Raw genomic sequence first — 11980 nt, forward strand, 5'->3', positions numbered from 1 at the left:
CGCCGCGACGTCATTACTCCGAACGGGGGCGTGTCAGGGATCGACGCCTGTCACCGAGCCTCGCGGTCGGGCGAGACCCCCTCCCCGAAGAACGCGATCAGCGGCTTCACGATGGACGCGGCCGCGACATTGGGCAGCGTGTGATTCCCCTTGACGGCCCTGGCCTCCCCGTCGGCGAGCTCCGCCGCGACGGCACGGCAGTTCTCCAGGAAGTAGCCGGGGCTCTTGGTGCCCGCCAGCAGCAAGGTTCTGGCTTTGATCGACGCGTAGTTCGAGGCCGGGCCCTCGGATTCGGCGATGCGCCGGATCTCGGGTCCGAAGCTCGGCATCACCTCGGCCATGTCCTTGCCGATCGGCGTCTTGAAGAAGAGGTTGCCGAAGATCTTTGCGATGCCGAACGGCATCCTGCCCTTCAGGTCGTCCGGGTAGGTGTATTTGGTCAGCACGGCGAAGGCGTGGACGTAGTCGCCCGCGGCGACCCAGCGTTCGAATTCGTCGATCCAGCCGCCGGCCGGCCGGCCGTCGATGTACAGCCCCGGGTCGAAGACGGCGATCCGGTCCAGCATCGCAGCCGTCTGCGACGCCATGCCCGCCTGGAGCGCCACGAAGCCGCCGCCGCTGTGGCCGAAGGCACTCCGCGCGCCAGTGGCCGCGAGCACGGCCGCCAGGTCCTCCACGTCGGTGGCGATCGTCTCGTCGCCGGTCACCGGCGCGGTGTCGGGACGGCCGCGGCGGTTGTAGCGGTGGACGGCGAACCCGCCGGCGGCCAGGGCCTTGGCGAGTCGCCGGTAGTGGCTCTCGCGCAGTCCCCCGCCGTGCAGCAGCACGATCCCGGGGCCGTCGCCCACTGTGTGGACGGTGAGGGGCGAGCCGTCCGCCGAATGTACGCGCATGTCCATGACCTCCCGGTGTGACACCCCAATTACTGCGAACAGTGTTAGCAGTTTACACTGATGTCTGTGAGCACCGCGAACCGCACGAGCGTCTGGACCCGACCCGAACGCGGCGCACGTGGCCCCGTCCCCTCGCTGGGCCGTGCTGACATCACCGCCGCCGCCATCCGGATCGCCGACGCGGGCGGCCTCGCCGCGGTGTCCATGCGGGCCGTCGCGGTCGCCCTGGGGACCGCCGCGCCCTCGCTCTACCGGTATGTGGAGTCGCGCGAGGATCTGCTCGACCTCATGGTCGACGCCGCCGTCGCCGAGCTCTCGCCGGCCGAGCCGACCGGAGCGTGGCTCGACGACCTCGTGGCCGTCGCCCGGCTCCAGCTCGGCAACATGCGCGACCACCCCTGGCTGCCCGATGCCTTGCAGCGCGATCTCTCGTACGGGCCGCACACGATGGACTTCTTCGACCGGTGCCTGTGGATGCTGGAACCCGTCGACTGCCCGACGACGTCGAAACTCGAAGCCGTCGGGCTGATGACGGGCATCGTCACCCTCTTCGCCCGCGCCACGGCGCCGCAGCAGCCGTTCATGGTCGCCGCCACTCCTGAACAGCATCCGCACCTGTTCGCCGCGCTGGCCAAGGCCGGCGACGCCGCACCGCGCGACCCGTTCGCTCAGGCCGTTCGCAGTGTTCTTACTGGGCTGCTGACTGCCGCGTCGGACTCCGACGGGGTCGGCTAGTCAGGCGCGGGCACGGTCAGCCAGTGGGCCGTCGGAACTTCTGGATCGAGGAGTCGGACGCGCACTTGTCCGCGGCCTGCTGGGCCAGTCTGATGAACTCGTCCGGCTTGATCGTGCTGGACATCAGCTGGCCCATGGCGAGGTCGAGGTCCGACTGCATCTGGCTGTACCAGTACGAGTGATACCAGTTGAAGACGTGGCCGTTGGCCGCTTGGTACTGGTCGTGACTGGACTTCAGGCCCGGCTTGAGCCGGGCCGCGAGGTCCGGCGTGATGGCGTCCTTGACCACCGGCAGCGTGTTGGTCTTCTGCGCGAAGGAGGCGGCGCCGGCCTTGGAGCACATGAGGCGCAGGAACTCCAGGCCGCCGGCCTGGTTCTTGGCCTTGGCCGGGACGATGAACGGCTCGCTGGCCTCGGACCGGACGGCGGTCTGCGGCAACTTGTCCCCGCTGAGCGAGGGCATCGGGAACACCGCCATGCCGAAGTCCGCCGGGGTGGTGGCCAGCTGTTCGGCCTCCAGCCACGAGCCGCAGGGGATGATCGCGGCTTTGCCCTGATTCCACTGGGCTTGGGACTCGATGTGGGTCAGGTTCTCGGTGCCGGGGAGCATGTAGCCCTTGTCCACCAGCATGTAGATGGCGTCGACGGAGTTCTTGACCGCGTCGGACTTCCAGGCGTTCGGCTCCAGGTTGTCGATGGCCGTCATCACGTCCGGGCCGCCGTTCTTGGCGACCAGGTCCATCAGCGGCACCATCATGTAGTACGGATATTTGCCCTGGTGGCAGAACGGGGCGATACCGGTGCTCTTGATGGCGGCGCACAAGGTCATGAAGTCGTCCCAGGTCTTCGGGACCTGCCAGTTGTTCTTTTGGAACAGCGTGCTGGAGTACCACAGGCCCCAGATGGTGAGGGCGTAGTTCAGCGAGAACATGTTCGAGCCGATCAGGCCGATCTCGGCGGTGCCGGGCAACAGGATGTCGCGGACCTTCTTGGTCGGATCGTCGATCGACGGTGCGTTCAGCAGCTTGTCCAGGTTGGCCAGCTGGCCGTTCTTGTACAGCACGGCCTGCTGGAGCTCTTTGGCGCCGGAGTTGGCGATGACGTCCGGGGGGTTGCCGGCGTCGAACCGGGGCTGGAGGTCGCCGGTGACGTCCTGGGAGCCCTCGTGCGTGAGCGTGGCGCCGGGGTACTTCGACTTGTACATGTCCTCGAAGTCCGTGGCGTAGTCGGCGCCGTAGAGGCCCGAGAAGATGTAGACGTCGAGCGGGTCGGAGTTTTTGACGGCGAACGGGTTGGTCGGGCTGGTGCCGGTGCTGGCGGATGGGGTTGCGCCGCCCGCTCCTCCTCCAGTGTCGCCGCCGGTTCCTCCTCCGCTGGTGGCCGTGCTGGAGGCACTCGGGGTCGTCGGGGAACCGCGGCCTAGGAGCCAGGCGGTGGTCGCGCCGCCTGCGCCGACCAGGCCGACGCTTGCCGCTATGAGGCGGCGGCGAGTCGGCCGAGGAAGGTTGGGCGAGGTCGCCGGGCTTAGCGAGTGCTCGGTGTGGGGCAGACTCGGCAGCGGGGTGGATGGTGCAGCGATGGTCGGCGCCGGGGCGGTTTCGGTCGGCGGCGTTGGGGGCCAGGTCGGCGAGGATGCGGCCAGCGTGGCAGGTGACGCAGCCAGAGTCGGCGGTGGTGGCGTCTCCACCGCGCCCGAGGGAACGCCTTCAGCCTCAATCACCGCTATCTCTGTGATCTCCGCGATCTTTGCGGGCACCGCAGGCGTCGCAATCGCCGCGCTCTCAGGCGCGTCAGTCAGCCAGGACAGCACTTGCGCCGCCGTCGGCCGCTCCTTCGGGTCCTTGGCCAGGCAACCGGCGACCACCGGCCGCAGCTCCACCGGGACCGTCGAGAGATCAGGTTCCTGATTGACGATCCGATACAGCATCACCTGCGCCGAACCCTCGCCGAACGGGGCGACTCCCGCGGCGTGGCACAACAGCTGACCGAGGCAGAACACATCGCACGGCGGGCCGATCGGCTCTCCGGCGATCTGCTCCGGCGCCATGAACCCAGGCGTGCCGACCACCACGTCGGTGCGGGTGATGGCGGTCGCGTCGAGGGCCCGGGCGATCCCGAAGTCGATGACTCGCGGGCCGTCGTCGGCCATGAGCACGTTCGACGGCTTCAGATCCCGGTGCACCAGCCCCGAGGCGTGGATCGCCACCAGCGACTCCGCCAGGCCCGCGCCCAGACGCCGCAGCCCGGCGCCGTCCAACGGCCCGTCCCGCTCGATCACCCGCGCCAACGACGGCCCCGCCACGAACGACGTCACCAACCACGGCGGATCGGCGCCCGGATCAGCGTCCACCACCCCCGCCGTGTGGTGCCCGCCGACCCTCCGCGCCGCCTCCACCTCAGCAGCGAACCGCCGCCGAAAGCCGGGATCACGCGCCAAATCGGCATGAACCACCTTCACCGCCACCAACCGCCCACCGGGCGACCGCGCCTGGTACACCTTCCCCATACCGCCCGCCCCCAGACGACCCAACAACTCATAGCCGCCCACCCGGACCGGATCGCCCGGACCCAACGGCTCCATACTGCCCCCAAAGATCATCGCACCGCCCGAGTTCGAGGAGACATCCTTGCACCACGCGGGGCCGGCGCGAAAGACAGGAATTCGCCGAGTCACCGGGCGGTTGCGGGAGCTGGCGGAGCCGCCGCGGATGGACGCCCCTGTCGGGTCGGTCCCCGCCCCTAGTGCAGCGCCGCGTTGGTCCTTCGGGAGTTGCCGGTCAGTTGGCGGGGTCGCCGAGGTAGAGGCCGACGGCGCAGTCGAGGGCGCAGTCGAGGGCGTCTTCGGGGCTTCCGAAGCATCGCCGTTGATGACGGCGTCGATTTGGGCGTGGCCGGCGGGCGGCATGCCGCGGCCAGTTCGTCTCCTGCGACGAACTGGCCGCGGCCATCGATACCTTCGTCCTGGCCTACGACGAACACGACGCCAAGCCCTACCGCTGGACCTACGACGGCAGCCCACTCAAAGCCGCATGAACCCCCCGAAGCATCAACGCGGCGCTGCACTAGGGCTGGAAGATCACTTCCGGATTGTTCGGCGTGGGGCCGTCCAGCAGCGGACTGTGAATCCCCTTCAGCGTCTGGTCGAAGAACGCCGTCACGTACTCGCGCGTGATCACGATTCCACGTTCGGGGTCCAGGGGCGGCGTCGGGAACCCGGCCTCCTGCTCGAGCAGGTCCACGTCGGTGAAGCTGGGGTGGTCGGCGCCGGTGACCGCCAGCCACCTCTTGTAGCCGCCGAGGGCGGCCCAGGCCTGGCCCCACGTAAGGTCGCCACCACCGGCAGAGTGGACGCCGGCCCTGCCCAGCATGAGGAACGGCCGGTTGATCTGGCCGGGCATCGGGGTCGGGTAGAAGCTTCCGTCCATGTCCACCCCGGCCAGTACTCGCGGGTCGGCGATCATCGTGGTGGCGGCCGCCGCTCCGCCGATGGAGTGTCCGGCCATGCCGATCTCGTGCTTGTTGATCAGGTGGGCCAGGGGCCACGCGGTATTGCCGTGGGTCAACTGGTCGATGACGAAGGACACGTCCAGTGCGCGGCTGGCGGTGACCGTGTCCATGTCGAGAGTCGGGTCATCGCAGATCGCGCACGGCGGTGTCTCGCCGTTCGCCAGCGTCTCGCCGCTGTCCCCGTGGGTGTCGCCGACGAGCGCGACGATGAAGCCGTGACTGGCCAGGTCGGTCGCGAGCGCGGTGAGCACCATGCGCGGGTCCCCGAACCCGGGCGAGAGGACCACCAGCGGATACTTGCCGCGGTGCGGCCGCGCACCGTCGAAGGCGTGAGTGGTGATGCTGGAAACGTTCTGTGGGGTGAGGCCGGAGCTCGCCGGTATCTTCGCCTGCTGGATGTGTCCGGCTGCCTCGGCCAAGGTCATATAAGGGGCCGGAGTCCCGGTCCCGGGGACAGCCGGGTAGACCATCGTGACGGTCAATTGGCGGGGGCCGGATGACGGCACCCACGGATCGAGACGGCTCCGATCGGTGAGGTGGATGACGTCCTCGCCGGCGGCGTAGGGGCCGGTCGGCGCGGGGAGCGTGCCTTGGAAGGAGCGCGTGGGCGCGGTGGCCGTGGCCAGTGCGGCGTCGAACGCTTGCCTGGCCACCGATGTGGCCGACGGTGTGGGCGTGGCGGCGAACCCGGCGCCGGTCCCGGTGGCGAGGGCGGTGAGCGCCATGACTGTCACAGCGCTGATGCGGCGATGGCGTTTCATGGGATCGACGCTAGGTTCCACACCCCAGCCTTCGAATCAGCCCACGGATGTCAATGATCTGTAGCGCGTCGGCCTCGGGGAGTACCGTAGCCATCCGGAGTCACCCGCCGGGAGTATGCGACCCCCCAGCCGACCGGCAACCCCCGAAGGACCAACGCGGCGCCGCACTAGCCTGCTGGGGTGATGGTTGCGGATTGCGAGCGGGTCCAGACCTCCTGGTTCCGGACCCAGGCCGATGTGCTCGGTGGCGAGTCGTGGGATGACGGGGCGCTGACGTGGACGGATGGTCCCGATGGTTTGAACCTGATGTTTCCTCGCGAGCTCGACACGGCGGCGGTCCGGCACGGGGTTCAGATCGCGCTGGCTCGTGGACGGTCATCGGTCGGGGTTTGGCTCAACACGGGGGTCGATGCGTCGGCGCTGCGGGAGTGCGGCTTCGAGCGCGGATGGGCGATCAGGTGGATGGCGGCGTCGCTGGCCGCGGTTGTGGCCGATGGAGGCGACAGGGATGGCCGCGTCGAGCTCCAGACCACGACGCTCGATTACGAGGGCGAACACGCCGACTACGGTGATCGGCTGAGGCTGACGCGTCAGGAGCCGTCGGTGGCCTGGTACGCAGCTGCGTATAACCGACCAGCCGACGTGAGGCCGTCCGACCGGCCGCGGCGGTTCGCCGGGCGCGCGTGGTCGTTCTACGACGGGGGCGCGGACGGGATCGCCGGAGTGTTCGATATGGAGGTCTGGCCTCGGTTTCGCCGCCGTGGGCTGGGGACCGCCTTGCTGCGGACGGTCTGTTCCGCCGCGCGGGAGGCCGGGGCGTCGCGGGTCGTGCTGAACGCGACGGAGGAGGGCAGCCTTCTCTATCGCAGCTGCGGGTTCACCACGATCGGCGAAGGCATCACCTGGTGGCTCCACCTCAACTCGTGAGTCAGAGGTCGATGAGCTCGATGGCCACGTGCGCCGTGTCTCCCACTTCGATCTCCTCGGCCTTGCGAACGGCCTTCTTGATCGGCAGGACATAGCAGGAATTCGCACTGTCCGGGAAGATCGACGTGTCCCACTTGCTGTCGCCGACGGTGACGCGCACCCGCACCGCCCCGAAGCCCCGCCGTGGGCCGCTCACCAGGTCCCGAATCTCCTCGCTGAGGTCGGCAGGCACACTGACGAAGGTCCAACTGTCGGCCTTCCGCGCGTCCCAGAGCCACAGGTCGGCGTCGAACGTGAGCATCATGCCCTCAGCATCGCACTTCGGACTGACGGGATCGGGTCGGTGCGGTGGTGCGCCGGTCGGGGACCACCGGGCTTGGTCGGGCGAGTTGTGTGATCGGCCTGTCGGGGGTCGTGGTTCGGTGGAAAAATGATGGTCGTATCCGGATGCTGATGCACATCAGCGGTGGTTGGCGGGGGCTGAGGTGTCATGTGGAAGCAGTAAGCGCTGATCAGGCGCGGCGTGTCGGGCAATATCGGGTCATTGCCGAGTTGGGGCGCGGGGGTATGGGGCGGGTGTTGCTCGCCAGTGGTGGGGATGGGCGTCTGGTCGCGGTGAAGACTGTGCATGCCGCGCTGGCTGCGGATAAGGACTTTCGCAAGCGTTTTCGTCACGAGGTCGCCGCATCGCGTCGGGTCTCGGGCGCGTACACCGTCGCCGTCGTCGATGCCGACGCGGATGCGGAGACGCCGTGGCTGGCCTCGGTGTTCGTCCGGGGGCCGGCGTTGTCCTCGGTTCTCGCGGAGTGCGGGCCGTTGCCGTACGAGGCTGTGCGGCGGCTGGCGGCCGGGCTTGCCAGGGCTCTGATCGAGGTGCATCGGGTCGGTTTGGTGCACCGGGATCTCAAGCCGTCCAACATCCTGCTCGCCGAGGACGGTCCGCGCGTCATCGATTTCGGTATCGCTCGTGCCGCCGACCAGCCATTCGGCAGCGCGGTCACCGGGACCGGGTTCCTGATCGGTTCGCCGGGCTACATGGCGCCGGAGCAGGCCGAGGGGAGGACGGCGACCGCCGCCAGCGACGTCTTCGCGCTCGGCGCTGTCCTGTTCGCGGCCTGCACCGCGCAGGATCTGTTCCGGGGGCCGGGAGTGCCACAGATTCTCTACAACGTGGTCCACCAGGAGCCGGATCTGGACGCGGTGCACCCGCGGCTGAGAGCGCTGGTCGCCTCCTGCCTGGCCAAGGACCCGGCCGCCCGGCCCGACCCGGCGGGGATACTGGCCGAGATCGGGACGCTGGCTCCGACGTCAAAGCCGTGGCCTGCTGCCGTGTACAGCCTCATCGACGCACAGAACTCTGCGATCGACGAGGTGCTGTCGCGGTACAGCGACGACGACAGCGACGACGACAGCAGCAGCGACAGCGCCGACACGCCAGTCCCCTCTGCTTCAGTCGCCACCGAACCCGCCCTCACTCTCGATGCGGAGGCGATTCCGGAGCCGGCAGCAGCACCTCCTTCGACCAGCACCGACACCCGCCATCTCACTCGCCGCTCGGCCCTCACGATCGGCATCCTGGCAGTCGGCGCGACCGGTGTCGCGGTCAAGAGCTTGTGGCCTTCGCCGACGCACTCGCCCCACACGAAGGGCCCCGCCGCGCCCACATCGCCCTCGACCTCCGGCACCACACCGACCACGACCACAACCACAGCCCCGACCGCGCCGAGCTCCCCCACGCCCAATCCAGCGGATCCCCGCACCATAACCGTCCTCACCGACACGCAGAACGGCCTCTACAGCGTCCAGGACGTCGCGTTCAGTGCCGACGGCCAAACCGTCTTCACCAGGACATCAACCGGCAACGTCCAGCTCTGGAACACAAAAACCCTGAAGGAGACCGGCAGCGCATTCACAGCCGATGCCGGCTCGATGGCGTTGACCCGCGACACCCGCATCCTGGCCACCGCCAGTGTCGACCCCGGCGACGACACCATCACCCTGTGGGACACGGCCTCCCGCAAGCGGATCGGCGTGCCCATGACGCCGTCAGAGGGCAACAACGTGCGCTCTCTGGCATTCAGCCCCGATGGAACACTCCTCGCCGCCGGCTACGACGAGGATCTCGTTCGGCTGTGGACCGTTCCGGACGGCCGCCAGTTCGGCAAGACCATCGGGGACCCGACCGATCCGGGCGGTACCTGGGCAACGACGATCCGGGCCGTGGCCTTCAGCTCCGACGGAAAGATCCTCGCCACCGGCGGTACCGGAGACCACGACAGCCACACCCGCTATGTCCGCCTCTGGAACGTCGCGACCCAAGCCCAGATCCGCTCGCCCATCGAGATCAACAGTGTCACGGCTCTGGCCTTCAGCCCCGACGACCACATGCTGGCCATCGACTCGAACGAGACAGGCCAAAGCCTGTGGGCGGTGGCCGGCCTCACGAAGATCAGCGACAATCTCAGCCTCCCGACGCCGTACACCTCCGGCGCCCTCAGCGGCATCGCCTTCAGCCCGGACGGCCGCAGCCTGGCCGGCGGGGGCGCCAACGCGGCCTCCGTCGTCGTCTGGGACCCCTCGACGCTCAAGATCGTCGCGAGTCTGCCCAGCACTGCTTCCATCATCAACATGGTCGCGTTCAGCCCCGACAGCCGCACGCTGGCGATCGCCAACGGCGACGGCACCATAACCCTGTGGCAGGTGCCGAAGCCCCAATGAAGCCTCAATAGCGTCTGCGAGAACGCAGACCGCTGATCCGAGAAGAGACCCGGGCCGGAGTCGAACCGGTAACCAAGCGGGTTGCAGCCGCCCTCCCGAGCCGTCGGAATGAGGCCCCGGGTCTCGACGGCACGCCGGGTCCGGTGAGGGCCGTAGCAGCGTGCCGCTGTGCACCCGATGGGGATCGAACCCACATGCCCTCGCGGGCCCCGGCTTCTCAGACCGGGCTGTATTCCAGTTCCAGCACGGGTGCTCGGTGCCGCGCGGGGAAGTGCGCGGCGCCTGGTGCTTCCGGCGGGATTCGAACCCGCACTTCCGGCGCTCTGAACGCCGGGCCTCTACCAATTGGGCTACGGAAGCTTGGTCGGGGTGACACAAAGAGGCCGCCCGCCGGGGTTTCTTCCGGCGGGCGGCCTCTGGGACCGTCAGGTGGTGCTGACGGTCAGGCCGAGATCTCCTCCGGAAGGCTGATAAGGCACAGGCACCGGAGGACGCACAGTCGGGTCGCTGCGACGGTCATGGCCTTGCCTTCCTTCCGATCTCGGCTTCGGTTCGTCTGCGTTTAAGTGTGGCGGGGCGCCGTTGATCGGACAACCGATTTAATCGGCGGTGCCTCGCCGGCGGTCGGGCCCCGATCGCCGGCGATCACGCCCCGATCAAACCCCGATCAAGCCGCCTTCATCTCGTCGCGCACCGCCGCCGCGAAGGCGTCGATGTCGGCCTCGGTGGTGTCGAAGGAGCACATCCAGCGGACCTCGCCGGTGTGCTCGTCCCAGGTGTAGAAGCGGAAGTGCTTCTGGAGGCGCTCGGTGACCTCCGGGGGCAGGATCGCGAAGACCGCGTTGGCCTGGACCTCCTGGGTGAGGCGCAGGCCCGGGATGTCGCGGACGGCGGCGGCCAGGCGCTGGGCCATCGCGTTGGCGTGGGAGGCGTTGCGGAGCCACAGGTCGCCGCCGAGGAGGGCTTCGAACTGGGCCGACAGGAAGCGCATCTTGGAGGCCAGCTGCATCGACAGCTTGCGCAGGTACATCACCCCGTGGGCGGCCTCGGGGTTGAGGAGCACGACGCACTCCCCCGCCAGCAGGCCGCTCTTGGTGCCGCCGAAGGTGAGGACGTCGACGCCGGCGTCGGTGGTGAACTCGCGGAAGGGCCGCTGGAGGGTGGCGGCGGCGTTGGAGAGGCGGGAGCCGTCGAGGAAGACCTTCATGCCGCGCTCGTGGGCGTGGTCGCAGATGGCCTTGATCTCCTCGGGGGTGTAGCAGGTGCCGAGCTCGGTGCTCTGGGTGATGGCCACGACCAGGGGCTGCGCGCGGTGCTGGTCGCCCCAGCCCCAGGCGTGGGTGTCGATCAGGTCCGGGGTGAGCTTGCCGTCGGGGGTGTCGACGGTGAGCAGCTTCAGGCCGCCCATCTTCTCCGGGGCGCCGCACTCGTCGACGTTGATGTGCGCGGTGCCGGCGGCGATCACCGAGCCCCAGCGCTCGCTCATCGCGTCCAGGGCCACCACGTTGGCCCCGGTGCCGTTGAAGACCGGGAAGGCCTCGGCACGCTCGCCGAAGTGGCCGCGGAACACCTCCTGGAGGTGCTCGGTGTAGACGTCCTCGCCGTAGGAGATCTGGTGGCCCCCGTTGGCGACCGCGATCGCCTCCAGGACCTCGGGGTGGATCCCGGCGTAGTTGTCGCTGGCGAAGCCGCGGTGTTCGGGGTCGTGGCGGCGGGTGATGGTCACGGCGTTCCTATTCGGGTGCGGGCGGGCGGGACGGGCACGGGTCAGGGCGCCAGGCGGACGCGGGTGCCGTTGAGGTCGGCGGCCGGGCGGTCCCAGGCGGCGGCGATCTCGGCGGCGAGGTCGTCGACGTGGGTGTAGCCCGGGAACTTGCCGTCCGGCTTGGCCTCGCGCATGGCGTCGGTCAGCAGGGCCTTGACGACCAGCACCAGCGCCGCGGCGGTGCCGCCGTCCTTGGCGAACTGGTCGGCCAGGGCCAGCGTCCAGGCCTCGGCGGCGGCCTTGGCGGCGCCGTAGGCGGCGTTGCCGGCCGTGGGGGCCGCGGCCGCGGTGGCCGAGACCAGGACGAAGCGGCCGTCGCCGGCGGCGAGCGCCTCGGCGAAGGCTAGCGAGGTGTGCTGGGTGGTCTGGATCAGCAGCCGGTGCAGCAGGTCCCAGTCCTCCAGCTTGGTCTCGCCGAAGGACTTCGAGCCGCGCCAGCCGCCGACCAGGTGGACCAGGCCGTCCACCCGGCCGTGCTCGGCCAGCACGGTCGCGGCGAAGGCCTGGGTGGCCTCGAAGTCGAGCAGGTCGACCACGGCCGGGACGGCGCGGTCCGGGGCCACGGCCGCGGCGGCGCCGCGCTCGGCGTGGTCGGCGCCGGCGTCCACGGCCAGGACGGTGGCCCCGGCGGCGGTCAGGGCGCGCACCACGGCACCGCCGGCACCGCCGCCGGC

At 69.3% G+C, this 11980-nt stretch carries 9 protein-coding genes and 3 tRNA genes; 3 read left to right on the forward strand and 9 right to left on the reverse strand.

The window, feature by feature from the left end; all coding sequences use genetic code 11:
• Positions 1 to 50: 50 nt before the first annotated feature.
• On the reverse strand, positions 51 to 893 hold the full coding sequence (locus ABD481_RS32520) for an alpha/beta fold hydrolase (RefSeq protein ID WP_344669652.1): 843 nt from the start codon (positions 891 to 893) through the stop codon (positions 51 to 53).
• A gap of 66 nt (positions 894 to 959) precedes the next feature.
• Here ABD481_RS32520 and ABD481_RS32525 point away from each other — a divergent pair, with 66 nt between their 5' ends.
• Positions 960 to 1628 (forward strand): TetR/AcrR family transcriptional regulator, encoded by a 669-nt coding sequence (locus ABD481_RS32525; RefSeq protein ID WP_344669653.1) that lies wholly within the window; start codon positions 960 to 962, stop codon positions 1626 to 1628.
• Between the two features lie 16 nt (positions 1629 to 1644).
• Here ABD481_RS32525 and ngcE read toward each other — a convergent pair whose 3' ends face one another.
• Positions 1645 to 4533 (reverse strand): N-acetylglucosamine/diacetylchitobiose ABC transporter substrate-binding protein, encoded by a 2889-nt coding sequence (ngcE, locus tag ABD481_RS32530; RefSeq protein WP_344669654.1) that lies wholly within the window; start codon positions 4531 to 4533, stop codon positions 1645 to 1647.
• Between the two features lie 157 nt (positions 4534 to 4690).
• Positions 4691 to 5896: an alpha/beta hydrolase family protein gene (locus ABD481_RS32535; protein WP_344669655.1), complete on the reverse strand. Its 1206-nt coding sequence runs from the start codon at positions 5894 to 5896 to the stop codon at positions 4691 to 4693.
• A 237-nt stretch (positions 5897 to 6133) separates the two neighbouring features.
• On the opposite strand from ABD481_RS32535, the gene ABD481_RS32540 reads away from it, so the two are divergent.
• Positions 6134 to 6823, forward strand: coding sequence for a GNAT family N-acetyltransferase (locus tag ABD481_RS32540; RefSeq protein ID WP_344669656.1), 690 nt, complete (start codon positions 6134 to 6136; stop codon positions 6821 to 6823).
• A gap of 1 nt (position 6824) precedes the next feature.
• On the opposite strand, the gene ABD481_RS32545 is transcribed toward ABD481_RS32540, so the two are convergent.
• Positions 6825 to 7127: a DUF1905 domain-containing protein gene (locus ABD481_RS32545; protein ID WP_344669657.1), complete on the reverse strand. Its 303-nt coding sequence runs from the start codon at positions 7125 to 7127 to the stop codon at positions 6825 to 6827.
• 149 nt (positions 7128 to 7276) lie between these two features.
• On the opposite strand from ABD481_RS32545, the gene ABD481_RS32550 reads away from it, so the two are divergent.
• On the forward strand, positions 7277 to 9541 hold the full coding sequence (locus ABD481_RS32550) for a WD40 repeat domain-containing serine/threonine protein kinase (protein WP_344669665.1): 2265 nt from the start codon (positions 7277 to 7279) through the stop codon (positions 9539 to 9541).
• 45 nt (positions 9542 to 9586) lie between these two features.
• Here ABD481_RS32550 and ABD481_RS32555 read toward each other — a convergent pair.
• From ABD481_RS32555 to ABD481_RS32575, 5 genes are all read right to left on the reverse strand, one after another.
• Positions 9587 to 9664, reverse strand: a tRNA-Cys gene (locus tag ABD481_RS32555).
• Positions 9665 to 9710: 46 nt separating this feature from the next.
• Positions 9711 to 9794 (reverse strand) — tRNA-Leu (locus ABD481_RS32560).
• 30 nt (positions 9795 to 9824) lie between these two features.
• Positions 9825 to 9901 (reverse strand) — tRNA-Leu (locus tag ABD481_RS32565).
• Positions 9902 to 10208: 307 nt separating this feature from the next.
• The gene (locus tag ABD481_RS32570) at positions 10209 to 11267 is read right to left on the reverse strand and encodes a threonine aldolase family protein (RefSeq protein ID WP_344669658.1); all 1059 of its coding nucleotides are present in this window, start codon (positions 11265 to 11267) and stop codon (positions 10209 to 10211) included.
• 41 nt (positions 11268 to 11308) lie between these two features.
• On the reverse strand, positions 11309 to 11980 hold a 672-nt coding region (locus ABD481_RS32575), incomplete at its 5' end, for an SDR family NAD(P)-dependent oxidoreductase (protein WP_344669659.1).

Source organism: Catenulispora yoronensis (assembly GCF_039531695.1).
Classification (GTDB): Bacteria; Actinomycetota; Actinomycetes; order Streptomycetales; family Catenulisporaceae; genus Catenulispora; species Catenulispora yoronensis.

Excerpts from the sequence above, each read along its gene's own strand:
- ngcE (WP_344669654.1), bottom strand. The coding sequence starts at position 4,533 with ATGCCGCCCGCCGGCCACGCCCAAATCGACGCCGTCATCAACGGCGAT.
- ABD481_RS32545 (WP_344669657.1), bottom strand. The coding sequence starts at position 7,127 with ATGATGCTCACGTTCGACGCCGACCTGTGGCTCTGGGACGCGCGGAAG.
- ABD481_RS32535 (WP_344669655.1), bottom strand. The coding sequence starts at position 5,896 with ATGAAACGCCATCGCCGCATCAGCGCTGTGACAGTCATGGCGCTCACC.
- ABD481_RS32520 (WP_344669652.1), bottom strand. The coding sequence starts at position 893 with ATGCGCGTACATTCGGCGGACGGCTCGCCCCTCACCGTCCACACAGTG.
- ABD481_RS32550 (WP_344669665.1), top strand. The coding sequence starts at position 7,277 with ATGCACATCAGCGGTGGTTGGCGGGGGCTGAGGTGTCATGTGGAAGCA.